Raw genomic sequence first — 25,732 nt, 5'->3', positions numbered from 1 at the left:
CCTCTTGTTTTTATTGTATGAGGCAGGGTGTTGCACAGTCCCTGTGGGAGCGAGCTTGCTCGCGAAGGCGGTGTGTCATTCAACAGTGATGTTCGCTGACATGGCCTCTTCGCGAGCAAGCTCGCTCCCACCGGTTTTGTGGTGACTTCGATTAATGCGAGTGCGCGTTGCAGTCGTTGATCGCCGCGCGCTCGGCGCCGCCAAGAATGTTGAACAGCAGGTTCAGCGTCAGCGCGCTGAGCGTTGCCATGGCGATGCCGCTGTGGGTGATCGGGCTCATCCACATCGGCAGATGTGCGAAGAACTCCGGCCGCACCACCGGGATCAGGCCCATGCCGATGCTCACCGCCACCAGCAACTGGTTGCGACGGTCACCGATATCGGCTTCCTGGAGGATCTTGATCCCGGTCGCGGCGACCATGCCGAACATCGCAATCGCCGCGCCGCCGAGTACCGCGGGAGGAATCGATGCCACCAGGAACGCGGCTTTGGGCAGCAGGCTCAAGACGATCAGCAAGCCGCCGGCAACGATGGTCACCGAACGGCAGCGCACACCGGTCATCTGCACCAGGCCGATGTTCTGCGCGAAGGAGGAGTGGGTGAAGGTGTTGAAGAAACCAGCGAAGAACGAGGCGCCGGCATCGCACAGCAAACCGCGACGCAGCATGCGCGGGCAGACTTCCTGGCCAGTGATTTTGCCCAGTGCGAGGAACATCCCGGTGGATTCCACGAAGATGATCACCACCACCAGACACATCGACAGGATCGGTGCGAGTTCGAACTTCGGCATGCCGAAATGCAGCGGAGTGACAAACTGAACCCACGGCGCAGCGGCCATGCCGCTGAGGTCGACCATGCCGATCGCGCCGCAAAGCACGTAGCCCAGGCACATGCCGATCAACACGGAAATGTTCACCCAGAAACCGCGCATGAAGCGGTGGACCAGCAGGATAGTGGCCAGCACCAGTGCGGCAATGGACAGATAAATCGGTGAACCGAATTGTTCGGCATCAACGCCGCCACCGGCCCAGTTCACGGCTACGGGGAACAGCGACAAACCGATCGAGGTGATGACGGTGCCCGTCACCAGCGGCGGGAAGAAACGGACCACCTTGGACATGAACGGCGCGATGATCATGCCGAAGAAACCGGCGGCGATTGTTGCACCGAAGATGCCTTGCAGACCGATACCGGGCATGCCGGCCATGGCGACCATGCTGCCGACAGCGGCAAAACTGGCGCCCATCATCACCGGCATGCGAATGCCCATCGGGCCGATACCGAGCGACTGCACGATGGTGGCGATACCGGCGACCAGCAGGTCGGCGTTGATCAGGAAGGCGATTTCTTCACGACTCAGGCCAGCGGCCTGTCCAATGATCAGCGGCACCGCAATGGCACCACCGTACATCAGCAGAACATGTTGCAAACCGACCAGAATCAGTTGCAAAAGAGGCAAACGCTGAATGGCGGGTGCGTCGGGGATGCGCGCTTTGGACAGCTCGGACATGCAACACCTCGGATCTTTTTATTCTTGTGATTAACAGCTGCCGGGTGGCTCACAGCTGTTTATTTGCATCAGGTCGACCGCGTCGCGGCCATTCGCGAGCAAGCTCGCTCCCACAGGGATTGAAAGTTTCCTTGTGGGAGCGAGCTTGCTCGCGAAGTTTTTACGGCTTAGTTGGTCTGGGCTCCCTGGGCGATCCATGCACCGATCAGGTCACGTTCCTGCTGGGTCATCTGTGTGATGTTGCCCAGTGGCATGATCTGCGTGGTGATGGCCTGCGCCTGGATCCGCGCCGCGTTCTGGCGGATCTGCTCAGGGGTGTCGAGCATCACACCGGCCGGAGCTGCGCTGAACAACGGGCTGGTCGGCTTGGCCGAGTGACAAACCGTGCAACGCTCTTGAATCACGTTGTGCACTTTGTCGAAGCCTGGGCCGGCGTTGGAGGCTTGCGCTGGTGCTGCGGCAGGTTCGGCAGGTGCAGCAGGTTGCGCCGCTTCAGCCGGTTTCAAGCCACCGCCCACTGCAGTTTCCGGCAATGGCTGGTACTCGATTTGCGCTGGAGCCTTGGCCACTTCCGGTGCGGTCGACATCGGCGCAGGGCCGGTGACGTACGCCAGAGTGATCATGCCCACCGCTGCAACAGGCAGCGTCCAGGCGAACTTGTGGCTGTCGTGACGGGTGTTGAAGTAGTGACGCACCAACACTGCAAACACCGCGATCCCGGCCAGGATCAACCAGTTGTACTGGCTGCCATACGTGCTCGGGAAGTGGTTGCTGATCATGATGAACAGCACCGGCAGGGTGAAGTAGTTGTTATGACGCGAACGCAGCAAGCCTTTGGCCGGCAGCGCCGGGTCCGGCGTGCGGTTCTCGGCAATCGCCGCTACCAGTGCACGCTGCGCCGGCATGATGATGCGGAACACGTTACCGACCATGATGGTGCCGATGATCGCGCCAACGTGCAGGTACGCACCACGACCGCTGAACACCTTGCTGAAGCCATACGCCGCGCCGATGATCAGCACGAACAGGATGAAGCCGAGCAGGGCAGGGCGTTTGCCCAGCGCCGAGTCGCAAAGGAAGGAGTAGACGAACCAGCCGACGAACAGAGAGCCAATGCCCAGTGCAACGCCTTCAGGGCCGGTCAGGCCGCTGCCCGGTGCCAGCAGGTACAGCGTCGGGTTGTAGTAGAAGACTACGCACAGCAGCGCGATCCCCGACAACCAGGTGAAGTAGGCTTCCCATTTGAACCAGTGCAGGTTGTCCGGCATGGTCGGTGGAGCCAGTTTGTATTTTTCCAGGTGATAGATGCCGCCACCGTGAATCGCCCACAGATCACCGGCCAGACCGGTTTTCGGGTTGACGCGGTTGAGGTTGTTCTCCAGCCAGACGAAATAGAACGACGCGCCGATCCAGGCCACGCCAGTAATCATGTGAACCCAGCGCACGCTCAGGTTCAGCCATTCCAACAGATGTGCTTCCACAGTCTTTACCTCTCGCCTGTCACTCTGTTGTCGAGTGATCAGACCTTCTCTTATTGGTGGGGGGCGAGGATCAAACGCTCATCCTCTTTGAAAAAATGCTCATCGCAGTTATTGCCTGTGCCACTGCGATCAACCACCAGGAAGTCATCCCGCTTTTCGATCGTCAGCACCGGATGGTGCCAAACGCCGCGATGGTAATTAATGCCCTGCCTGCCGTTGGTGACGAAGGCGCGGACCAAGCCTGATACAGGTTCATCGCCAATGGGCGCGACCACGATCAGAAAGGGGTTGCCGAGCAGCGGAATGAAAGCCTGGCTGCCCAGCGGATGGCGTTCCAGCATGCAAACGGTCAGCGGCATGTCCTGCGCGTCGGCGCGGAAGATGCTGATGATCGCGTTGTCCTCCGGCGTGGCGGTTTCGACCGTCGCCAGTTTATGGAAGCGCATGGTCGAACCGTTGTTGATCATGAAGTGATCGCTGCCGTCGGTTTCGATCACGTCACCGAAAGGGGCGAAGGCTTCTTTGCTCAGCGGTTCAATCGTCAGTGTGCGCATGCTGTTCTTCTTATCCGAATTCTGTGTTGTTAGAACTATCGCCATCGCGGGCAAGCCCGCTCCCACTGTGATCTGTGGCGTTCACAAAACCTGTGGGAGCTGGCTTGCCAGCGATTGGGTTCAACCTTGTTTAGCGACCTTGCCCAAAACGCGCAGGCGACTCACACCACCATCCGGGAACACGTTCAGGCGGATGTGGGTGATCGGGCCCAGGGCCTTGATCTGCTCGACGAAGGTGTGTTCGGCGTGCATTTCCAGCTTCTGGCTTGGCAGCAGATCGCGCCAGAACAGCGACTGGGTTTCGATCTGGCTGTCAGTACCGCCCTTGACGAACGCGCCCTGAATCGAGCAAGTGTCCGGGTAGTTGCCCTTGAAGTGCAGGGTGTCGACGATGATTTTTTCGATCTCGCCCGGGTGGCCCAGTGCGACGATCACCCAGTCATTGCCCGGCGTGCGACGACGTGCAGTTTCCCAGCCGTCGCCCATGTTGATGCCACGGCCCGGGTTGAGGATGTTGCTCATGCGGCCGAAGTGTTCGTCGGAGCAGGCGAGGGCGCGACCACCGTTGAGGGCGGCTGCCAGGTCGATTTGCTCATTGTCGCCAACGGCCGACCAGTCGCGATGCGGCACACCGTACACGCGCAGACGGGCCACACCGCCGTCCGGGTAGATGTTGAAGCGCAAGTGGCTGAACGCTTTGTCGTTGCTGATTTCGTGGTAGTGGTGGCTGTTGCCCTGCAGCTCGACGGCCGACAGCACTTCAGTCCACTGGGTGTTTTCGTCAGGCTCGCCCGACGCCAGGAAGCACGCTTCCAGAGAGGCCGATGGCGGGAAGTTGCCGGTGAAGAATGAAGTGTCGATGTCCACGCCTTTGATCGAACCCGGTACGCCCAGGCGGATCACGGCGCTGTCGAAGCCTTCGAAGCGCTTGCGGCGCGATTCCCAGCCGTCCATCCACTTGCCGTTGTCATCGAACACGCCCTCCTTCCATACGGCCGGGGTCGGTTGGAACAGACGATTGGCGTCTGCGAACCAGTCATCGGTGACCGAGATGATTTTGGTGCCCAGACGGGCATCGGCCAGGTTGACGAACTTCTCGAAAGGTACGGCGTAAGCTTTCATTCTTCTTGTCTGCCTTTAAATAAGTGGCTGGGGATGCTTGCGCGACCCTGGGCATTCTCCGCGTCTGACATGCTCGGGTCAGGCTTGCTAAAGGGTCAGTAAACGGAACAGGGCAATCTTGTTGATCTCCGCCAGCGCGCATTTGAATTCGGTATCTGCCGAATTGTGAATACGCGTTTCGAACGCTGCGAGGATCTGATGCCGGTTGCTGCCTTTTACCGCCATGATGAAGGGAAACTTGAACTTGGCTTTGTAGGCGTCGTTCAGCTCGGTGAAGCGCTGGAACTCTTCGGCCGTGCATTGGTGAATACCGGCGCCAGCCTGTTCATGGGTGCTGGCTTCGGTCAGTTCGCCCTGGACGGCAGCTTTGCCGGCCAGGTCCGGGTGAGCGTTGATCAGTGCCAGTTGACTGGTGTGATCGGCGCTCAACAGGATGTCGCTCATGCGCTGGTGCAGGGTTTCGATCTCGTCGATCGAAGCGTCTGCGCCCAGGTCGTAGGCCCTCTCGGCCACCCATGGCGAATGCTCGTAGATGTCGGCGAAGGCTTTGACGAAGGCGTCGCGGCTCAGGGTCGACGGTTGCAGGGTTTGAAAGCGGCTCATTTGGCGGCCCCTTGGTGCGGGTGGGTTTCGTGCCAGTGACGCGCGATGTCGACGCGACGGCTGAACCACACCTGTTCATGACTTTTGGCGTATTCGATAAAGCGCTTGAGCGAAGCGATGCGACCCGGACGGCCGATGAGGCGGCAGTGCAGACCGATCGAGAGCATCTTCGGCGCTTCGGCACCTTCGGCGTACAGCACGTCGAACGCGTCTTTGAGGTATTCGAAGAAGTCGTCGCCCTTGTTGAACCCCTGCACCTGAGTGAAGCGCATGTCATTGGTGTCGAGGGTGTACGGGATCACCAGGTGCGGCTTGCCGGTCGGGTTGTTCGGTTCCCAGTAGGGCAGGTCGTCGTCGTAGGTGTCGCAGTCATAGAGGAAACCACCTTCTTCCATGACCAGGCGACGAGTATTCGGGCCGGTGCGGCCGGTGTACCAGCCCAACGGGCGCTCGCCGGTGAGTTCGGTGAGGATGCGGATGGCTTCGAGCATGTGCTCGCGTTCCTGCGCCTCGTCCATGTACTGGTAGTCGATCCAGCGGTAACCGTGGCTGCAGATCTCGTGACCGGCCTCGACCATCGCGCGGATCACGTCCGGGTGGCGCTGGGCGGCCATCGCGACGGCGAAGATGGTCAGCGGAATATCGAATTCCTTGAATAGCTTGAGGATCCGCCAGACGCCCGCACGGCTGCCATACTCGTAAAGCGATTCCATGCTCATGTTGCGCTCGCCTTGCAGCGGCTGGGCGGCAACCATTTCAGAGAGGAACGCTTCGGATTCCTTGTCACCGTGCAGAATATTGCGCTCGCCGCCTTCTTCGTAATTGAGCACGAAAGACAGGGCGACACGGGCATTGCCCGGCCAGTGTGGGTGAGGAGGGTTACTGCCGTAACCGATCAGGTCGCGTGGGTAGTCAGCGCTCACTGCAGTCTTCCTTCTTGTTCATGACTTATTCAAAGTCGGGATTACGTGGCTGCCTGGCGATGAGATTGCAGGCTGGCGTCACAGCGATGGGCTGATTGTATACAACTTTAATCGCACTTTGTAAGCCTGAATTTTCGCATTTTTCACCGACTGTCATCTTTTACTGCGATTGGCGTGAGCCTGCAAGAAACCTGCCTGACTGGTCAGTTAATGGATGTAAGGCGCAATGTTCATGCGCTTGCGGGGTAGACCGGGAGAAAAGCCCCGGATGGCGGGGACGAAGCAAAAAATGTCGTTTTTATTGTGTACAATTTTTTTGAAAAGTGTCTTAATCAGCCGCTCGCCGCAACTTTTCGTGCTCCGAATCGGTGCGGTCTCCTTTCAACTGACTTCGGGAGGCGCGAAGTCTGACTGCTCCATGCAGGCAGGCGCGCAGAATCAATGGGACGTTTGACTACACACGTTTTGGACGCTGCACACGGTTGCCCGGGCAGCTCGATCAAGGTCGAGTTATACCGCGTTGAAGGTTCGCAGCTGGAATTGGTCGCCAGCGCGACAACCAACAGCGATGGCCGGGTTGATGCGCCGCTGTTGCAGGGCGATGACTACCGTACCGGGGTTTATCAGGTTCAGTTCCACGCTGGCGATTACTACCGCGCCCGTGGTGTGCAACTGCCGGAGCCGGCGTTTCTGGATGTGGTAGTGCTGCGGTTCGGCATCTCTGCCGAACAGGATCACTACCACGTTCCATTGCTGATCTCGCCTTACAGCTACTCCACGTACCGGGGCAGCTGACCCCCAAGCGGCTGCCCCTGCCGGGAAGCGACTGCGCATATAGCTTCTTTGGTCTTTCGCCCGCTCACACTGCGGGCTTTTTTTCGCCTGCGAAACGGTGAACGCCATTGAGCAACTGGATATCAGAATGCTCACGCTTTCCCCAGTTGGTGCTCGCAGCGGTTGAGTACAAGCAATTGCGAATAGCTGATGTCGCGGGACGGATCACTGCTCAAAATCCATTTGCGCTGTGCCAGGTTGTACTTCAAATACCCTGCGCTGCCATCCGCCATGATGATGTGATTGACGCGCAATTCCTTGTCCGCAATGTCGGCAAACTCATCTGGCCACGGGGATTTGTCGTCCTTGGGTGGCTCGAAATATCGCCCGTCCAGACCGCCGATATAAATCATGTCAAAGATCAGGTCGACCGTATGAATGATCCCGTGCGCACCGATGATGGACATCTGGTCCACAAGATCGTCGCCGCCGTATTCAGGCACATGAACAGTGGTCGACCCCAGATACAACTGCGTTCCTTGCAATTCGATGGTGACGCTGCCCAGCGCCTGGGCATCGAGGTCCCATGTGGATGAGTAGTCCAGTCTGTGGGCGGCATTCGCGAAGCCACCGGGTGTGGATAGGCGCAAGATCATTCTTTTGCACAGGTGTACCAGATAGTTTCCCCCGTTGCCCTCGAGGCTGGTGATACCGGATTGGCCAGGATGGAAAGTCAACTGACTGCAAGAGTTTCTGGCGCCGAGTTCGTAAGGTGCCTGTTCAGGCAGCCGGAAGATGTACGGTTTAGGGTTCATCTTCAAGGGTAAGGCGATGTTGGCAACAGACAGCGAGCTGCGTCCGCGGCTATAAACATAGGTTCTCGGCGCCGCCACCATTTCTTTCGTCAAATGTACGTTGTGAACCTTGCCGTCCCTGAAGACCAGAGAGTAGGCATGATTGATCTGGTTGTTCACTATTTTCAGTAACGCGTCTTCGAGCGTCATTTCCTTGTGATTGGCAAACCTGGCAATGACCACCACTTTATTTCCGAAATAGAAACTGAGCCCGCACTCGATATCTATCTTGTCCGTAGGCGATGAACGTACCCAGTCAACTTCTGTCTCGTACCTCGCCTGAACGCCGGTCAGTTCGCAACTGTCGTAATCGAGGAATATCCGCGTACCGTAAAGTGGTGCGCTCCTGCCGGATGTAAACGAGCTCGCAGATGAGTGACGCTGCACGTAGTAATCGGTGAAAGTGTTCGCCGGAACGTGGGGGGCCAGATATTGATCGACAATCGTGACAGGTTCCGGGCCTGCTTCGCGGGTAACGATGGCAAAAATCTCAACGGACTGGTCGCCAGTTATCTGTGCAGGCAGGTCAGGTTTGAGGTGGCACTTGTCGCGCGTGACAAAAGTCAGTTTGTTATTGATCAATAGCCGCACGTCATCGGACTGTCTGTACACGTCATGGACATACAGCTTGCTTGTGCGAGCGTCATCGAAGTCGAACTTCAACGTGACTTCGAGCGTGGTTTTGACGACTCGCCATGTTTCGATGAGGTCCATTCTCCAGTCGAGTACGATTGCGCTTTCTTCAACGCCGTCTTCTGTTATCGATACGTTATTGATGGTGAGCGGGATGTTGTAAGTATCCTGTCCCGACTCGCCGAATGCTGCGGCGCCATCCTTGTGCAGATAGAGGGTGTCATCACCCGCGCCGGCATGGATCGTATCCTTGCCTTGCGCCACGATGACATCGGCTTCCCTTGAGCCGGTGACGGTCGTGGTGCCGTTGCCCTGTGTGTGAATCTCGTTGATACGCTCCAGCAGCGCCTTGAAGGCGTAACGGTTGCCATCTTCGGCCGATGAATCCGGAGTAAAGACATGCAGAGTCCCGGCGGACAGGTCGATGTCATAGCCGCGACCGTCTGCCTTGAATGTTTGCTCACCGATGAATTCCAGCGAATTGTGGCCGTCACCTCCGCGCAGGGTGGAGTGATTTTCATCGTCGGGATCGGCGCCGTAGAGCACCTGGGCAGCGTCCTGCGCAATGAACCGATCATTCTCGGCCCCTCCGGTCAGGTCCTTCCTGCCATCGGTGAAGTAGAAAACATTCGGTTTCTTCTCCACTCCCCTGACCGTGTCATTACCGCCGCCCAGCAGCCATAAAATATTTTTGCCGTTTTCGGCACTGCCAAGTACGGCGCCAGGTGTTTGCGTGGTGACGCCATCACGGGCGTCTATCAGATCGTCTGTATCCCGGATTTGTGGGACGTAAACGATTTTCGAGGTCTTCAGGCCCCAATTGGTGGTGTATTCCCTCCGGGGAAGCAGCGTCACTTCGAATGCACCGTTGACGACCGCCTCCGTGGTGTTTTTCACGGTTTCATCGAGATACTTTCTGGCCGTTGCTTTCAACTGGCTGGAATGCGCAGCGCGGGCTTTGGCAATCTCATAGCGGTCGAGAATGTGGCGGTCTGCCTCCATAAACACGAACGTGAACCAGCCAGTACGCCATCTTTCCTCCAGCGTGAGTTCGATATAGTCGTCAATGTCGTCGACCAGACTCACCGCCCCATAGACTTGCGACCCGATGGCCATCATCGCTCCTGCGATCAAACCGACCGGGCCGGCGAACGAAAACCCGGCCATCGCTGCGGAGCCAAGGATGACCGTCATGGCAGCGCTGGCAATGTTCAATCCAGCGCTTACATAGTGTGCGGTAGCCTCCTTGCCGGATTTTGATTCGGCTGTCTTGAACTCTTTTACGGCACTCATGATGTCGAAAGGCAGTGTCAGTGCTCCGCCGATAAGTCCGCCAGAGCGGCTCCATCGCAGTCCAGCCCTGGTCCTGGCGAAATCATTGAAGGCGTCGCTCCCGGTTTTTATCAAACTCGTGCCCACCCGGGTGGTCACCACATCGACCGCTATTGAGGCGCCTTCCGTCACCAGGCCGATACCGTTGAAAAAGGCATCGGTTTCGTTCTTTGCTTTAAGAGCATCGTTGATCCCGCGCAGCCCCATCCATATTCCGAATAGTTGAATACCGAGGCTTGGACCGAGCACGCTGTATTGTCTGACCAACGCCCAGTAGGGATAGTTGGTTGGACTGGCGCTGACGCGGCGCAAATCAATCTTTTGTGCCGCATTCAATAGCTGGATGGTTTTTTTGCGAAAGCCACTGACATCCGGCGGCACATCTGCTTCTTCCCTGATGACTGGAGGTGCGTCCGCGGGACGAGCCGACGCCAGTTCATACAGGAATGTTGGAAGTAAGTAGTTTTTGCCGAGTGTTGTGACCTTGGTGCGTTTCTCGATTTCGCTGTACCTGAATTGCAGCGAATTAGTGAAAGAACGACGGGGGATACGAAAGTGCGTATTGTCACCCGTCAATGGTTGACCATTAACTGTGGCGCCGAGGGCGTCCAATGATCTGCGTGTGATCGTAGAGGCGCCAAATTGCAGGGGGCCAAATAAATCGTCGAGTTCTTTTAATTGGTTTGGCTTGCTGTGAGAGCTGGTTTTTCCGCTGTCGGAGGCATCGCGATCAAAATCAATCGTGGAGTCCGTGGAAGGGTTGGGGGCATCGCCAATATTTGTAACAACTACAGAATCCTGAATCGAGAACTGATGTTTCACCGGGCCAGTCATTTGAACTTCCTTGTTCAGTTGCGTTGAATGTGCGGTGCCATGCTAATTACATGTTTTCCAGGTGTATATCAGCAGGAAGTTACCGTCCGTTGCGGAAAACTGCTGTCAGTTATTTATTAAAACCGGCACGCCAACGGGAGCAGCACAAGGCTGCTCCAGTTGTCCCTGAGTCAGTTTCGAACGGGTTTTTTAATGAGGTGATCAACTTTCACGGACGATATAGAGCGCGGGCGATACACCTGTCAGTTCAAGGCCACCGACCAAGTAGATGATTTTCATCTCGCTGACAAATGAAATTAGCCTTTGGTGCGCCGCCTCGCCCACTACAGCGCGAAATTGCGGGTTGGCGATCTCGAATCCCGGTAGCGTGGCACGGTGTAACAGGTTGTGAGGGTCATCCGGAATCTTCAGCACAAACACGGCATCAAGCCCTTCTCGGTGAAACACCACGGCGTTCTCGTTGAGCGCGCGACTGCTGGCATACAGGCTGTAGCCATTGTGCTGCAGCACGGTTCTGAACAGGGTCTGCAGGTTAGCGCTGTCAGGTGCTGCCAGATAGGCGCTCCACTCGGGCAGGCGAGTGGGGTCGAAGTTCAGGCGCTGGTACTCGCTGGCCGTGCGGGTCGGGAGGTGGATCCTCCAGTGAGGTGCAGTCGCGCCAAACAGGGTGGGCAGCGTTGGCAGCATCATCAGTGGATCGCTCAGATCGCGACGGGGTGAAAAGGTTTTGGCCCTGTCGTTCCAATGCCGGAAGGTCTGATTGAGTCGTGCCAGTCCGTTACCGTCAATTGCCCTTTGATAGGCTGCCCGGCGAAATACTTCCCTGGCAATGGCGCTCGCCGAGTCGGGCGCCATGTAATTGAAGGCGTTGGCGACTTGCTGCGTCAGCGGTGTCGCGAACGGCATGCGATTTTCCATCACGGCCCAGCCACTCTCGCGTTTGACGGCCCATATCGGTTGTAGCGCAGGTTCTTCCACCAGCATCCGCTCAAATGCGTCAAAACGATCTGGCGCAAATCGTGGGTGTTGCAGATAGACCAGACGTGGATTGGCCTGCAGGGGCTGAGGCACGATCGGATAATGAAGCCCGGCTATTTCTATTGAGGCGTCCGCCGGTTTTTGCGTTTTGCCCCAGTTGCGCCAGTAACCGGTGGACAGGTTCATTGCGCCGCTGGCATCGAGCAGCAGGCGGTCAGCGAACAGGTCCGTATCGGGGGTGAGTCGCTCGTCGGCCTCCAGTCGCGGACGCTTGCTCGGGCCCGGTTCCGGGGAGTCGGGCCGGACCGCCCGCTGATCGACGTCTGGCCGCGAGTGCGTTTGTTCGGCTGTCGTCGGCCGGGGAGTTTCTCGCCAGCGTCGGGTGCCCGGAATTTGTTCGACCAGCGGCCCCGAGGGCGTGCGCTCACCCGCATGGCATTGCTGATAGATGCCATCGGAATTTCTGCGCACCTGCACTGTGTTGCTCAGGTTCGAATTCGCCGGTTGCGGGCCTTGCATGTCGACGTATGTGCGTTTTTTTCGGTCAAAACGAAGTCCCAGGCTTGAGTCGTCCGGATGGGTCAACGTCTCAGCCAGTTGCCGCGAAAGGAACAGCGGCGTGGCAGGCCTGGCAGGCGCGCCAGCCGAGGGCGATGAGTCAGAGGGTGGGGCGCGCATCCAGTCTGGCGCCTCGATGCGCCACAGCGCCTGCCCGTCGATTCTCCTGAGCGTCGGGCCGGACAAATGCGGGGTGGCGAGTAATGGCACCTGGTACTCGCCGGCCGCGTTGCGTACTGCCAGAAAATAGGTGCCGTCGCCCAGGTGGGCATACGTTCTTGAATCCTCGCTCCTGAACAGCCCCGGTTCGTTGTCAATGGCGCGCAACGCGGCCACCTGCTCCGGGCGCAGCGTAATCATGGCCATGGCTGCCGCCACGCGCTCGGGCGTTGCTCCGGGTAGCGGATTGACGACAACAGCGCTTTCCCGCGGTGTTTCACTGGCGGTGGTTTCGACTGCGCGCTCATCGGTGCCGGGTGTGCGGGTTTGCCTGCTTGATCCCGGCCCGCTCACGGCTGCAACCGGATCAGGGTCTTGCGCGGCAGTCGAGCGGGTGGGCAAAGCGGAGCCGTCCGGGGAGGTCGAAGAAGAGGGGATTTTGCGTGGAGGTTTGGCCATGGGTATGTACCGCTGATGATTGAAATTCCATCATCTTCGAAGCGGTTTTTTCACTGGCGGTATCTATATATCGTGCTCAAAAATCATCACGTCTGCGCCTCCCCGTGTCAGGGCTGACGTCACGCTTCTCTGATGATGAACACACAGTAGCGGCCCAGTCCGTCACTGAGGACACCGCCCTGCAGCCAGACGATTTTGCCCTCCGTCCTGGCTTGCATGAGGGCGGTGTAGGCGGGGTCGCCAATCCTTGCCCGCAGCTGCGGATCGGCGAATTCCGTCTCCGGGGAATGGCCCAGCGCAAAAGCGTTGCCGGTGACTTGTCCCACCTTCATGAAATAGACCTTGTCGCGGTTTTTGCCCTGGAAAACCAGCGACGACCAATCCTGATGGCGGGTGAAGGGCGCCACGTCGTAACCGCAGCGTCGGAGGACCCCGCTGACCAGCAATCTGAGGCTGGCAAACGTTGAATTGCTGCGGTATTTGGTCCACTCCTCGTGGAAACGCTGCGGGTCAAATGTCAGGCGTTGCAGCGGGCCGTCTACCTCGGGCGGGAGCAGGACGGTGGTTCGGCCGCCAATTTCCGCCCGTGGCGCCACTGGCAGCATGTCCACCGGATCGGCGAACGAAGAAGCCGCACCCAGTGGCTTGCGCCGCCATTGATCGGTTATCCACTGCAGCTTCAACAAACCGGCGGAGGTGATCGTGCGCGAGTTGTCAGCACGCTCGAACAACATTCTGGCGACGGCTCGGGCAGTGATATCGGAAAACTCGCTGAACATGTCCCTGACCGATTGCGTCAGGGGCTGGGCGAACGATGTCTCGCCGACGCGTACCTTCAATGGCGTATCCGTGCTGCGCCAGATCGGTATGGGTTGAAGGGCTGGCGCCTCGCGCAGCATGCGCTCGAACGTCTCGAAATGGCTCGGCGAAAACTCCGGATGGCTGAGGAAATACACGCGGGTGGCGTCGTTCCCCTGGTTGCCTACCGGCACGATAGGGTAGTGGCGGCCATTGATGGCAATGGATTCACCGGTTTCCGGTTTGTTTTGCCTGCCCCAGTTTATCCAGTGTTCATTGGCCGGCGGCTGTGGCCGTTCTGACCCTTGGCGGCGTGTGCCCGGTTGAGCAATCGCGTCGACGCTGGCGCCAGCAGCACTGGCCGAATGTTGATTCGAAGCCTGACCCTCTTCGGCGTTCTGAATGAACCGCCAGATTTTCTGCCCCGCGACCTGCTCCACCATCGGGCCCGTCGGGATGAAGCGGTCAGCGGATTTCTGTTGATAGCTGCCATCCGGATGACGATGAATCATGATGGTGCCTTCGAGCGTATCGACATAGGGCCGGTTGGCGACGTCGTAACGCACCCCCTGCGCCGAGTGTTCGCGGGAGGTCAGGGTGGCCGCCAGAAAGGGCGGTATGAATCCGAGAGGCTTGGGCCGAGCGTCGTTGCGCGCCACCTCTGGGTCGGGTACAGGCTGCAAAGGCAGCCAATCGGCATGCCAGCGGGCTTCACCTTCGAGTTTTCTGAAGCTCAATTCTGCACCCGGCCGCGTCACTAAAGGACTTCGATATTCGCCATCTGCGCGGCGCTCGACCCACATGTAATCGCGGTCGCCGACGAACGCGTAAATCTGTCCGTCAAAACCTTCGAACAGGCCACTGTCGATCGACACGGGTCGCAGTTCATGGATTTTGTCCTTCGGCCAGTTTGTGGCGCTGATGGCGCCTAGCGTTCGGGCGCGCGACGGGTCCGCAATAGCCGTAATGACGACCGCCGATTGCACGTTCGCTCCGCCTGAAGAGGGGGAAGCCGGTGTTGCGGAGGCTGTCGAACTGTGGGCATGAGCGGCGCCCACGACGTGAGAGGTTGTGATCGAAGCGGGGGGTACTTCCACACCCGCAACCGGCCTAGGGGATGGAGAGGCGGGCGGCGTCGTGGTTACGCTGGTTTTCCTGGGCGGCTTGGCCATAGGTATCTTCCTGAATAAAAGGGGGGAGCCATCAAATGGCGAGGCGATCGGTTTTACGGTGTCCTGCGCGACGCAGTGCGCCGCGCCGCTGGACAAACCGCGCGCCGGGCACCGGTTTTCAACGCACTGCCTGAGGGTCAGAGCAGCGCCAGGCAATGTTGCTTCAGCGCCGTCAGTTGCTCGGCGGTCACCGGCGGGTTGGCCTGAAGGGCGAACTGCAGTAAATCCTGGCAAACCTCAAGCTGGTGGTCGCAACGGTTCAAGACCTGCAGCTGGGTGAACGCGAGCTTGTGCAGCGGCTCGTCTGACGTTGCCCAAGTGCGGTCGCGCGGATCAAAAATCGGCTGGGCCAAGGCGTCTTCCCGGACCACGGCATTTTGTACCGTCAGGTGTCGCGCTCGCGCAGGGGTCGCCGCTAACGCGTTGGCGTAATCGAATTCCGGATCGAAGTAGCGCGCATCAATGTGCTTGACGGAGATCGTTTCGAACTCGATGTAGACGCTGTGCACGATCCCCCCGCGGGTGATGACGTGCACCTGGTCAATCAGATCGTCTGGCTGGCTGTATTGCGGCAGATGAACAACGACCTCGCCGATGCGCAGCAGATGGTCGGCGAGGCTGATCTCGACTGCGCCCAGTTGCGTCGCGTCGAGCTCCCATACCGAGGAATAAGGCAACTGCGCCGGGGCGTCGGCCAGTGCGCCGGGGGTCGAGATACGCAACGTTATATTGCGCGTCAGGTGCACGAGGTAGGTGGATCCCTCGCCGACGAGGTGCTCGATCGCGCGTTGCCTTTGCAGGCTTTTCAACCCGATGCAGACGTTGCTGGCGCGCAGCTGATGCCCGGGATTGTCTGCAGGCCGATAAAAAGGGTAGGGGCCGGCGCATGGCTTGAGGGGGAGCGCGACGCTGGTTTTCCAGGCGCTGGAGGTGCTGTTGCGAAACGTTTCGTTGGTGAAAAAATCGTCGGCCACAGGCGGTTGTTCAAGCCGCCACGACACGCCGTCGTTCATGACCAGAATGATCGGCTGATTCACCGCCAAGGCCGGTCGAGTCAAGCGCTCACGGATGGCGATAGTGCCGACACTGTGAGAACTGGCGAGGTTTTTGATGAGCAGTTCATGTTGGCCGAAGCGCAGGGACAGGCCGCACTCGGTATACATGATGCGGTCGAACGCCAGCTCGCGTTTGATCGTGGCGTTGTAGTACGCCTCGATGCTGGAGATGTCCTGGCTGGCGTAATCGAGGTAGACCATGCTCAGGGCTTTCGGTGAGTGCTCGGTAATGCGCAGCGTGGTGAGGCGTTCACCCCGAGGAATGTAGTAACGCTCGAGTTTTTTCTGCGGATCCGTCTGTTCATCTTCATAGACAATCACCGGGCCGGCAGTGCTGCCCGGTCGGATGATCGTCACCTGCAGCGTGATCGGCCCTGGGGTGTCGAGCGTGGCGGGCAGCTCCGGTACCAGGTGGAAACCATCCCGGGTGATGAACAGCAATTTCGCATTTTGCAGCACGCGTTGCGCGCCGCGCTGTTGGTAGACATCCTTGATCCTGACGATTCGACTCAGGTCGTCATCCAGATCAAACCGCGAGGTGATGACCAGGTGCGCGCCTTCCAGCGTCCAGCTGACAATCAGTTCCTTGCGCCAGTCCAGACCGATGATGCTGTCTTGCGCGCCATCCTCGATGATCGACACATGACCGGCCACGTGAGCAATGCTGTAGGTATCGCTGCCTGCTCCTCCGTGCACGGTGGCATGAGCGCCGAACACATCGATGCGGTCATCGCCCTCGGCGGCGTGGATATCGTCCTCTCCCCACGCCTGGATAATGTTGGCTGCTTGCGTGGCGATGACTTCATTGCTGGCGCCGGCAAGGGTTGTCACATTCTCGATGCTGGTCAGGGACGTGTGCGGCTCGAGTTTTCGCTGATGGGTGGAATCGTCCAGGCTGATCACCGACATCAACCCTGCCTTGAGGTCTACGTGGTAGCCCAGTCTGCCTGCGCCTGGTTCGGCAATGGCATCGGCCAATGACAATGTGTCGTTGCCCTCACCACCGTCGAGTGCCGATAGCCGTCCCTGCGCCGAGGCGTTCGTGAGTTGATTGGCCGCGTCTTTGAACACGAACTGATCGCCGCTGTTGCCCCCCGTCAGCTTCTTGGTGCCGTTCCTGTAATGAAACACGTTGGGTTTGTGTTCGACGCCGCGAATGTCGTCGTCACCGCCGCCGATAAACCACAACACGCCCTTGTGCTCGCCGGCAGTGCCGAGTGACGCCCCCGGGGTTTGCTCATTCACCCCGCCACGGGCGTCCAGCGTGTCATCGGTGTCCTGAATTTGCACACGGCTGACCGTGGCGTCTTCCATGGTTTCCCGCGACCAGTTGTAGAAGCGGATTTGCACCGGGTTCGCTTCAGCGACAAAGGCGCCATCGACCACGGCTTCAATCTGCTCTTTGAGCGTTCCGTCGAGCAGCCGTCGCGCGGTGGTTTGCAGCAACCTCGCGTGCTCAGCCGTTGCCTTGGCCAGGTCGTAACGATTCTGCACCGCGGTGTCGGGGTCGACGCCCCAGAAGGCAAACCAGCCGGTGCGCAGTCGCTCATGGGTGGTCAGTTCGATGTAATCGTCAATGTCGTCCACGACGCGCACTCCGGCCCACACGCGGGCACCGGCCACCAGAAACAGTCCGGCCAGAAGCCCCACCGGGCCTGCTGCGGAAAAACCTGCCAACGCCGCGCTGCCCAGCAGCACGGTCATGGCGGCGCTGGTGACGCTCAGGCCGGCCTCGACATAGTGGTCAACCGCTTGCTTGCCGGTGGCCTTGGACGCTGCATCAAAAGCGTCGACGGCGGCGATGATGTCGAAGGGCAGGGTCAGGACGCTGGCGAGCAATCCGGCCGAGCGTCCGAGCCGTACGCCGATTCGCGTGTGGGCGAAGCCTTTGCAGGCGCTACGACTGGCCTGAATCATCAGCGTTGCTTTTTTGGCCACGGACACTTCAACCGCCATTGAAGCCAGCTCACCGGCGACGCTGGCACCGTTGAATATCGCCTCGTATTCATTCTTGTTGCGGATGGCGTCATGCAGGCCGCGCAGGCCGCTGTAGACGCCAAATGACTGCAGCCCCATGCCCATGCTGGCCATGCCCGCACTCTTCGCGCGATTGACCCAACCGGGCAGGCGTCCGGACGCTTGTCCGGGCAGTTGCGTGTCGCCGATATCGAGTCGTTGCGCAGCGTTCAACAGTTTGCCCAGCGCATGGCGGTATTTGCCCGGATCGGCGAGCGACGGATCGGTTTCCCTGAGCATCGCCGGGGCCGTCAGGGGGCGCATGCTCGCCAGTTCGAACAGCAGCGAAGGCAGCAAATAATCGTCTGCGCCTGTGGTCAATTTCATCTGCGCTTCGATGGCTATCGGGTCTAACTGCAGCTGGTTCAAGAAGGATTGTTTCGGCTCTCGGAAAAAAGTGTTTTTTCCGTTCAGCTGTTCTCCAAGCAGGGTGGCGCCCAGAGCGTCGAGGGATGTCCGGGTGACGGAATAAGGGCCGATGTGCAGCGGGCCGAAGAGCTCGTCGACAATGCGCAGCTGCGAGGCTTTGCTGTTGCGTCTGGCGTGTGCAGGCATGCCCTCGGCGGCGCTGATGTCGAGTGTCGACGGCGTTTTCTGATTGGCGCGCAGGCCAATGTCGGTGATGACGACGGCATCATCCAGATGGATATTCGTGGAAGACTGAGTGCTGGGCAATTTGAGCATCCTTGTTCATTTTTGCTGGCTGTTGATCGGTCAGTGAAAAAAGGCAGAACGGGCGCGCAGCGCTTGCAGCGCAGGGGCACACTGCCAGGCTGGCGCCGTCCACGGGTTTCAGCGCTCTCGGATAATGAACACGGAGTCAGGCTTCGACCTGACGTTGAGCACGCCGCCCAGCAGCCAGACCAACTGATTCTTCGCATGGGCCGCCTGTACTGCGGCATACGCGGGCTGGCCAATGCTGGCGGGCAGGATCGGGTCCAGCAGTTCGGTGCCGGCCTGGGTATGAAGGGCGATGGCATTACCCTCGACCACCCCCAGTTTCAGAATGAACACGTCATCGGTGGCTGGACCGCGGAACACCAGCGTGGGCCGTTGATGATGAGGCGTCAGCGGGAAGACGTCATAACCGGCACGCACCAGCAGGCCACCGGTCAACTGCTTCAAGGCCTGGTTGGAAAGGGTCCTGAGGTAGTAACTCCAGTCTTCGGGGAAACGTTGCGGATCAAAGGTCAGGTTATGCAGTGGCGCCTCCGGAGCGGCGGTCAGCGGTAGCAAGGTTCGTCCGTGCTGTTCGACACGCGGGGCCTCCCGCAACATGAGCATGGGATCGCCAAGTGGCGGCACGCCGGAGGTGGCTCGCCAGTTCCACTGCGTCAGTACCTGATAGAGATGGTGCAGGCCGGTGGCAGTGATTTGCGCGGAATTGTCAGCGCGCTCGAACAGGGTCCTGGCGACTGTCTGTGCCGTCCCCTCGGAGAAATCGGTGAAGCGCTCGGCGACCGATTGCGACAAGGGTTTGTGGAAGAGCTTCTGCGCCGGTCGCACTTCCAGTGGATCGTTGCTATAGCGATAGATGGCCACAGGCTGGAGGGTCGGCGTCTCTCGCATCACCCGTTCGAATTCGTCGAAGCGGCTGATTGGAGATTCGGGATTTTGCAAAAAAAACATTCGGGGCAAGCGATCGGCAGCCGAACCTGGCGGCACGATCGCGTAGTCAAATCCACCGAGTCTGGTAGACGGGCCCGGAGGCGGGCCGTCGTAATGTCCCCACTGCATCCAGTAATAAGGACTTTCAACGGTCTCTCGGGGCACTCGGGGGGCGGTGTCCAAGTCTTCAAGCGGTCCGGATGGCTCGGCACTCTCCTCTAGACGGGGGCGTTTGGCCGGGCGGGGGCCGGTGTCTGAATCGGTGTCGGACGACTCGTGGATGTACAGGCGCGGACTTTGCGGGGACGATTGCCGTTCGGGGATTCGCTGCCAAAGACCCGTGCCGGGGATGCGCTCCACCGACGGGCCCGAGGCATACCGCTCGTTGAAGTCGCTGGCCTGGTATTCACCGTCGCTGTTCTTGCGGATCAGCACCGTACCTTCGTCCGCAATATCAGCGTAGGTCCTGCCGGTTTTGTCGTAACGAAGGCCATCCTGCGGCCGTGCGGGTTCCAGCAGTTTCGCCAGTTCGGGGGATAGAAATTCGAAGGCTGGCGCTATTTCGCGAGGCGGAGTCTGCGCGGTTTTTCTTACCCAGCCAGGACGCTCGATGCGCCAATGCGGTTCACCGTCGATCCTGGCCAGAATCGGCCCTGGCACGCCGGGCACGAAGGGGAAGGGCACCTGATATTCACCTTGGCTGTTGCGCTCGACCATTGTCTTGCCCAGGCCTTTCAAATCGGCAAACAGGGTGCCGTCGTTGCTGGTGAACAACCCTGAATTGCCTCTGAATGGAACCAGTTCGTCGAGGCGCTCTTTCGGCCACGTGATCATGTTGATCGCCGATTCGACGGTGAGGGGCGCAGCTCGCGCAGGCGATCCCGGAATGTCCGTGATGATGACCGCTGACGAGTGTGGTGTTTCAATCGAGGTGTCGGTTCCGGCGCGTCGGGCAGCATCAGCGTCGGGGGTATGGGTAGATAAGTCCGCCACCTGATTGTGGGCGCGGGTAGCGGCGCTTGAACTGTTCGTCGCTTTGCTCGCGCTGGAAGTATTGTCGATGTTTGAGGTGTTGGTTTTTTTCGTCGGCTTTAACATTTATACACTTCGGGTTGAATGATTAAGATTGGTTGATAAACAGGTTTGTAATGTTTAGCGCGCAGGGCGACCACGACACATCGCAACGGGCGTGCGTCGAGTTTTATGCGGTTGGGCGGCGGCGAACGGTCGGGCTGCGCAGGAATACAGGCGGGCCGAAAGCGCTAGGGACAGGGGAATAGGGGCGAGCAAATGTCGGTGGCCAAACAAGCGCTGGTTGCCGGGATTTCGGAGGCGGTTTTAATCGTGCGGATGTGTAGACGCTGGGCCATATAGAACTTCCTTGTTCTGGCGTTGATGGTCAGTTGCGCGGCTATATTAGAGAGGGAGTTTGATGGGTGTATATCGAAGTGTTGTTGCCTGGTGTTGCGAATTGCGCGGGATGAAATGATGTAATTTTTAAAACTGATTTAGTTCGATTCATTCACGGTTGTCACTGCTGCAATCCGTGCACACGGATCAACAGCAGTGCCAAACCCATCACCTGATTATTGTTCTCAGGAATGGCTGCCAAGCAGGGAAGCCGCGCCCGCTCCGCCGAACAATCCTGCGCTGATCCGGTTGAACCAGCTCTGTCCCTTGCCGCTGCGCAGGTACCGAGCCGCACCGTGGGCACTCAATCCGTAGGCCAATTTGCACAGCAGGTCCAACACTGTCCAGGTCGCGATCATGACCAGCAGTTGTGGGAGAAACGCTTGCTCGGCGCTGAGAAACTGCGGGAGGAAGGCGGCAAAGAACAGAATGTCTTTCGGGTTGCTGGCGCCCAGCACGAAGGCGCGACCGAACAATGCGCGGAATCTGGGAACCGGCGCGGCTTGCGGCACTTCGGTGGCCACTGATGGCTGACGCGATTGCTGCCAGCTCTGCCAGGCGAGGTAGAACAGATAGATTGCGCCGACGATTTTCAGCGCGCTGAAAAGTTTTTCCGATGCCAGCAGCAGGGCACCCAGACCCAGCGCGGAAGCACTGAGCAAACAGATCGAGGCAAACACGCCGCCGAGAAACGCCGGGTAGGAACGGCGCAAACCGTAATTCAGGCTGTTGCTGATCATCAGCAACGACAGTGGCCCCGGTATGAGGATCACCACCAGCGCAGCGCCGCTGAACAGCAGCCAGGTTTCCAGACTCATTATTTGCTCCTTTTTGTTGTACTCACGAATGTGCAAAAGCCCCACCCGCGAGGGTGAGGCCGTTGTGAAGCTTGAACCGCGTGCCGCTTACAGGAAGATGAACTTGGCGAAGAAGATCGCGCAGAGCACCCACAGGCTGACGGAGATTTCCTTGAACTTGCCGGTGCCGGCCTTCAGCGCCACATAGGTGATGAAGCCCAGCGCGATACCGTCGGCGACCGAAAACGTCAGCGGCATCATGATCGCGGTGACGATGGCCGGAATGGCATCGGTGGCTTCGTCCCACTCGATGTGGGCCATGCTGCCCATCATCAGCATTGCAACGTAGATCAGTGCACCGGCGGTGGCGTAGGCGGGAATCATGCCGGCCAGCGGTGCGAAAAACATCGCCGCTATAAATAGCACACCTACGGTGACGGCGGTAAGACCAGTCCGACCACCAGCGGCCACGCCAGCGGCACTTTCCACATAACTGGTGACGGGCGGAACACCGACGACGGCGCCGAATACACTGGAAGCACTGTCGGCTTTCATGGCACGGGAGAGGTTTTCGATGCGACCGTCAGCGTTCACCAGATTGGCACGCTGGGCAACGCCCATCAGGGTGCCGGCGGTGTCGAACATGTGCACGAAGAGGAAAGCGAGGACCACGCTGATCATGCTGACGTTGAATACACCGGCCACATTCATCGCCATCCAGGTCGGTGCCAGGCTTGGCGGGGCGGACATGATGCCCTGATAGTGCACGAGGCCCAGGCCCCAACCGGCCAGGGTGACGGTGATGATGCTGATGAGGATCGCGCCAAATACGCGGTGATAGCTGAGAATTGCGATCATCAGGAAACAGACCGCGGCGAGCAGTGGGCCAGCTTCATGCAGGGAACCCAGTTTGAGCAGAGTCGCCGGGCTATCGACAACGATGCCAGCGGTTTTCAAACCGATCAGCCCGAGAAACAAACCGACACCGGCGCCCATCGCGTGGCGCAGGCTGACCGGAATGCTGTTGAGCAGCCATTCGCGAATCCGCGAGAAGGTCAGAATCATGAACAACACACCCGAGACAAACACCGCACCGAGGGCGGTTTCCCAGTTGTAGCCCATGGTGCCGACCACGGTGTAGGTGAAAAACGCGTTGAGGCCCATGCCCGGTGCCAGACCCACCGGCCAGTTGGCGTACAGGCCCATCAACAGGCAGCCCAGTGCGGCGGCGATACAGGTGGCGACGAAGGCGGCACCGTGGTCAATCCCGGCATCGGCCATGATGTTGGGGTTGACGAAGATGATGTAAGCCATGGTGATGAAGGTTGTCAGACCGGCAATCAGCTCGGTCTTCACCGTGGTGCCATGCAAGCTGAGTTTAAACAGGCGCTCAAGCAAGCCAGTGCGTATTGGCGGCGTGAGATCCAGCGTCGATGCTTCGGATTTGCGGCTTTCCACAGCGAGTACTCCTCAAGAGTTTTATTGTTATTTCCAGGGCCGGACCCATGAGGGGTGGCAGCGGCCCTTTGAGGCATACGCGAATTTGTTGACCATGCGGTCAGGAACTCGCACGCTGTGGATTATGCTTTTGTGTACAAATAAAGCAAATATTGTTTTTGATTTTGTTTACGAGAAGTCCGTCGATAGGGATATATCGGCTTTTTCGACCTCATCGCAGGCAAGCCAGCTCCCGCGATGATCGGGGTTTACACAGATGTGCAAACGACTCGAACCCTGTGGGAGCTGGCTTGCCAGCGCTGAGGCCAAGACAGTCAATCAAAAGCCGCCTGACTGTCCCCCAACGCCAGATTCACCGCCAACCAGCCATTCACCGCAGCCTCCCCAGCCTCGGCAAACACCCGCTCCAGCAACTTCACCTGCTCACGCCGTAACGTCTGTTCAAACTTCGCGCCTTCCGCGGTCAACGCCAGCAGGCGCTTACGCTTATCCGTCTCTGACGCGACGCTGTCCACCAGATGCATTTCCTGCAATTGCCGCAACGGCATGTTCAGCGCCTGCTTGCTCACGCCCAGCAAGGCCAGCAGTTCCTTGACGCTCAGATTCGGGTAGCGGGCGATAAAAAACACAATGCGCTGATGCACCCGCGACAGACCTCGGCGCTCGAGCATTTCGTCAGCCTTAGCGGTGAACGCCTGATAACCGAAGAAAAACGCTTCCATGGCTTGCTGCTGACTGCTGGGGTTTTTAAGGTCAAGCATATTGACGTACTCGCTCAAGCTGTCGTAGTTTCAGTCAACAAGTTTGACTCATTTTCCACACGCCTTGCTATCGGTGACCTCCATGGCTTTTTCCGAACGTGTCTCGCGCCTTAAAAGTTCTCTGATCCGTGAAATCCTCGCCGCAGCCCAGCGCCCGGAAGTGATGTCGTTCGCCGGCGGCCTGCCGGCAGAAGCGATGTTGCCGAAAGTCGAATGGGCCGACATGCCCCTGTCGCTCGGTCAGTACGGTATGAGCGAGGGCGAGCCAGCATTGCGTGAAGCCTTGGCGGCAGAGGCGAGGGCGTTGGGGCTGGCGTGCGACGCGAGTCAGGTGCTGGTGGTCAGCGGCTCCCAGCAAACGCTGGACCTGGCGGCAAAGCTGTACATCGACAAAGGCACCGAGATTCTGCTGGAAGCGCCTACTTACCTGGCTGCATTGCAGATCTTTCAGTTGTTCGGCGCTGATTGCCTGACTGTGCAGCAGGAGGCCGACGGCCCGAACCTTGCGCAACTGCGCACTCGCCTGGAACAGCATCGTCCGGCGTTCATCTACCTGATCCCGACGTTCCAGAACCCGTCTGCCGTGCGCTACAGCGAAGCCAAACGGGCAGCGGTCGCCGCTTTGCTCGACGAATTCGGCGTGACCCTGATCGAAGACGAGCCGTACCGCGAACTGACGTTCGACGGCGGCAGCGCCAAGCCGATCGCCGCGCGCCTGAAGACCTCCAGCTGGATCTACACCGGCACCGTGTCGAAAACGCTTCTGCCGGGTTTGCGTGTCGGCTACCTGATCGCCAGTCCGGATCTGTTCCCGCATCTGCTCAAGCTCAAGCAATCAGCGGACCTTCACACCAATCGCATCGGCCAGTGGCAGGCCTTGCAGTGGATCGGCAGCGAGAAATATCAGCAACATTTAAGTGAGTTGCGCGGCTTCTATCGTGAGCGTCGCGATGGCTTTCAAGCGGCGCTGCAAATGCACTTTGCCGATCTGGCCGACTGGAATGTGCCGCAGGGTGGGCTGTTTTTCTGGCTGACGTTGAAACAACCGCTGGACACGCGCACGTTACTCAACCAAGCGCTGGCCAATGATGTGGCGTTTATGCCGGGCGAGCCGTTCTTTCCTGATCCGGACAACCATCATGGCCATTTGCGTTTGAATTTCAGTCACATCGATCCGGCGCGACTGGATGAAGGGCTGAAGCGATTGGCGGCGGTGGTGCGCCAGGCGCAGATAGAAAAAGCGGCCTGAAAAACAAATAAACCGGCGCGAGGGCCGGTTTATTTTTGTCTGAAGTTTGCGGTGTCTTAACTTGCCCCATCGCTGGCAAGCCAGCTCCCACAGTGATACGTGGCGTTCACAGAACCTGTGGCAGCTGGCTTGCCAGCGATGAGGCCATCAGCGACACCAAAATCCATCAGACCGCTGCAAACCGCTTGTCCAGATAATCAATAATCACCTTGGACTCATACATCCAGGTCGTCTGCCCATTCTCTTCAATGCGCAGGCACGGCACTTTGATCCGGCCGCCCTGTTCCAGCAGCGTCTGGCGATCCTGCTCGTTGTTCTTCGCATCCTTCAACGCCACCGGCACGTTCAAACGACGCAAGCTGCGACGGGTTTTTACACAGAACGGGCAGGCGTGGAATTGGTACAGGGTCAGGTCTTTGGCAGCCGCATCGACGTGCGCCTGAGCAGCGGCGGGGCGCTGTTTTTTGCCGGGACGGGTGATGAAGTCGACGAAAATAACCAGTTGGCCGAGGCCGACACGAAGCGCTTTGACAAACACGTTGAAAGCCTCACGGTGCACATTGAGAAAGGCGCGCAGCTTACCCGATTTTTCGCGGGCAAAAAAAACCGGCGATCAACGCCGGTTTTTTTGTGT

The 25,732-nt window shown here is 58.9% G+C and carries 17 protein-coding genes; 2 read left to right on the top strand and 15 right to left on the bottom strand.

Translation table 11 applies throughout. From position 1 onward, the window contains the following. Window positions 1-151 precede the first annotated feature (151 nt). From AB4P91_RS24170 to puuE, 6 genes are all read right to left on the bottom strand, one after another. Entirely contained in the window at window positions 152-1,510 is a 1,359-nt protein-coding gene (locus tag AB4P91_RS24170; RefSeq protein WP_395603862.1) for a nucleobase:cation symporter-2 family protein, read from the bottom strand. Between the two features lie 167 nt (window positions 1,511-1,677). Beyond that, window positions 1,678-2,991 carry a urate hydroxylase PuuD gene (locus AB4P91_RS24165; RefSeq protein ID WP_150595610.1) on the bottom strand — a complete coding sequence of 438 codons (1,314 nt, stop codon included), beginning with the start codon at window positions 2,989-2,991 and terminating at the stop codon, window positions 1,678-1,680. Between the two features lie 50 nt (window positions 2,992-3,041). Further along, complete coding sequence (locus tag AB4P91_RS24160; protein ID WP_150595646.1) at window positions 3,042-3,545, bottom strand: ureidoglycolate lyase; 504 nt, start codon at window positions 3,543-3,545, stop codon at window positions 3,042-3,044. 120 nt (window positions 3,546-3,665) lie between these two features. Then, the gene (gene alc, locus AB4P91_RS24155; protein WP_150595611.1) at window positions 3,666-4,667 is read right to left on the bottom strand and encodes an allantoicase; all 1,002 of its coding nucleotides are present in this window, start codon (window positions 4,665-4,667) and stop codon (window positions 3,666-3,668) included. 87 nt (window positions 4,668-4,754) lie between these two features. After that, complete coding sequence (gene uraD, locus AB4P91_RS24150; protein ID WP_395603861.1) at window positions 4,755-5,270, bottom strand: 2-oxo-4-hydroxy-4-carboxy-5-ureidoimidazoline decarboxylase; 516 nt, start codon at window positions 5,268-5,270, stop codon at window positions 4,755-4,757. Further along, window positions 5,267-6,193: an allantoinase PuuE gene (gene puuE / locus AB4P91_RS24145; protein ID WP_047300354.1), complete on the bottom strand. Its 927-nt coding sequence runs from the start codon at window positions 6,191-6,193 to the stop codon at window positions 5,267-5,269. The genes uraD and puuE overlap by 4 nt, the downstream gene beginning before the upstream one ends. A 441-nt stretch (window positions 6,194-6,634) precedes the next feature. Here puuE and uraH point away from each other — a divergent pair, with 441 nt between their 5' ends. Then, window positions 6,635-6,988 carry a hydroxyisourate hydrolase gene (gene uraH / locus AB4P91_RS24140; protein ID WP_042558430.1) on the top strand — a complete coding sequence of 118 codons (354 nt, stop codon included), beginning with the start codon at window positions 6,635-6,637 and terminating at the stop codon, window positions 6,986-6,988. A 131-nt stretch (window positions 6,989-7,119) separates the two neighbouring features. On the opposite strand, the gene AB4P91_RS24135 is transcribed toward uraH, so the two are convergent. The 8 genes from AB4P91_RS24135 to AB4P91_RS24100 form a co-directional block, all read right to left on the bottom strand. After that, window positions 7,120-10,620, bottom strand: a complete 3,501-nt coding sequence (locus tag AB4P91_RS24135) for a calcium-binding protein (protein WP_395603860.1) — start codon at window positions 10,618-10,620, stop codon at window positions 7,120-7,122. A 201-nt stretch (window positions 10,621-10,821) separates the two neighbouring features. Then, a complete protein-coding gene (locus tag AB4P91_RS24130) occupies window positions 10,822-12,774 on the bottom strand; it encodes a hypothetical protein (protein ID WP_395603859.1) in 1,953 nt (650 codons plus the stop codon). A 119-nt stretch (window positions 12,775-12,893) separates the two neighbouring features. Then, window positions 12,894-14,558, bottom strand: a complete 1,665-nt coding sequence (locus tag AB4P91_RS24125; RefSeq protein WP_395603858.1) for a hypothetical protein — start codon at window positions 14,556-14,558, stop codon at window positions 12,894-12,896. 323 nt (window positions 14,559-14,881) lie between these two features. Continuing rightward, entirely contained in the window at window positions 14,882-18,499 is a 3,618-nt protein-coding gene (locus AB4P91_RS24120) for a calcium-binding protein (protein WP_395603857.1), read from the bottom strand. Window positions 18,500-18,607: 108 nt separating this feature from the next. Then, window positions 18,608-20,521, bottom strand: coding sequence for a hypothetical protein (locus AB4P91_RS24115; protein WP_395603856.1), 1,914 nt, complete (start codon window positions 20,519-20,521; stop codon window positions 18,608-18,610). 497 nt (window positions 20,522-21,018) lie between these two features. Beyond that, entirely contained in the window at window positions 21,019-21,651 is a 633-nt protein-coding gene (locus AB4P91_RS24110) for a LysE family translocator (protein WP_042558435.1), read from the bottom strand. 87 nt (window positions 21,652-21,738) lie between these two features. Continuing rightward, window positions 21,739-23,088, bottom strand: a complete 1,350-nt coding sequence (locus tag AB4P91_RS24105; protein ID WP_150595619.1) for an NCS2 family permease — start codon at window positions 23,086-23,088, stop codon at window positions 21,739-21,741. 314 nt (window positions 23,089-23,402) lie between these two features. Next, entirely contained in the window at window positions 23,403-23,849 is a 447-nt protein-coding gene (locus AB4P91_RS24100; protein WP_150596962.1) for a MarR family winged helix-turn-helix transcriptional regulator, read from the bottom strand. Window positions 23,850-23,931: 82 nt separating this feature from the next. On the opposite strand from AB4P91_RS24100, the gene AB4P91_RS24095 reads away from it, so the two are divergent. Then, the gene (locus AB4P91_RS24095) at window positions 23,932-25,098 is read left to right on the top strand and encodes a PLP-dependent aminotransferase family protein (protein ID WP_150595621.1); all 1,167 of its coding nucleotides are present in this window, start codon (window positions 23,932-23,934) and stop codon (window positions 25,096-25,098) included. Between the two features lie 166 nt (window positions 25,099-25,264). Here AB4P91_RS24095 and AB4P91_RS24090 read toward each other — a convergent pair whose 3' ends face one another. Further along, the gene (locus AB4P91_RS24090; RefSeq protein ID WP_395603855.1) at window positions 25,265-25,636 is read right to left on the bottom strand and encodes a glutathione S-transferase N-terminal domain-containing protein; all 372 of its coding nucleotides are present in this window, start codon (window positions 25,634-25,636) and stop codon (window positions 25,265-25,267) included. Between the last annotated feature and the right edge of the window lie 96 nt (window positions 25,637-25,732).

Source organism: Pseudomonas sp. B21128, assembly GCF_044218865.1.
In the GTDB taxonomy this organism is placed as follows: domain Bacteria; phylum Pseudomonadota; class Gammaproteobacteria; order Pseudomonadales; family Pseudomonadaceae; genus Aquipseudomonas; species Aquipseudomonas iridis.
This window is presented reverse-complemented; position numbering and strand designations above follow the sequence as displayed.

What these genes read in the sequence shown, in the direction of transcription:
- AB4P91_RS24170 (WP_395603862.1), bottom strand. Translation starts at nt 1,510, where the DNA reads ATGTCCGAGCTGTCCAAAGCGCGCATCCCCGACGCACCCGCCATTCAG.
- AB4P91_RS24160 (WP_150595646.1), bottom strand. Translation starts at nt 3,545, where the DNA reads ATGCGCACACTGACGATTGAACCGCTGAGCAAAGAAGCCTTCGCCCCT.
- alc (WP_150595611.1), bottom strand. Translation starts at nt 4,667, where the DNA reads ATGAAAGCTTACGCCGTACCTTTCGAGAAGTTCGTCAACCTGGCCGAT.
- uraD (WP_395603861.1), bottom strand. Translation starts at nt 5,270, where the DNA reads ATGAGCCGCTTTCAAACCCTGCAACCGTCGACCCTGAGCCGCGACGCC.
- uraH (WP_042558430.1), top strand. Translation starts at nt 6,635, where the DNA reads ATGGGACGTTTGACTACACACGTTTTGGACGCTGCACACGGTTGCCCG.
- AB4P91_RS24135 (WP_395603860.1), bottom strand. Translation starts at nt 10,620, where the DNA reads ATGACTGGCCCGGTGAAACATCAGTTCTCGATTCAGGATTCTGTAGTT.
- AB4P91_RS24130 (WP_395603859.1), bottom strand. Translation starts at nt 12,774, where the DNA reads ATGGCCAAACCTCCACGCAAAATCCCCTCTTCTTCGACCTCCCCGGAC.
- AB4P91_RS24120 (WP_395603857.1), bottom strand. Translation starts at nt 18,499, where the DNA reads ATGCTCAAATTGCCCAGCACTCAGTCTTCCACGAATATCCATCTGGAT.
- AB4P91_RS24115 (WP_395603856.1), bottom strand. Translation starts at nt 20,521, where the DNA reads ATGTTAAAGCCGACGAAAAAAACCAACACCTCAAACATCGACAATACT.
- AB4P91_RS24110 (WP_042558435.1), bottom strand. Translation starts at nt 21,651, where the DNA reads ATGAGTCTGGAAACCTGGCTGCTGTTCAGCGGCGCTGCGCTGGTGGTG.
- AB4P91_RS24100 (WP_150596962.1), bottom strand. Translation starts at nt 23,849, where the DNA reads ATGCTTGACCTTAAAAACCCCAGCAGTCAGCAGCAAGCCATGGAAGCG.
- AB4P91_RS24095 (WP_150595621.1), top strand. Translation starts at nt 23,932, where the DNA reads ATGGCTTTTTCCGAACGTGTCTCGCGCCTTAAAAGTTCTCTGATCCGT.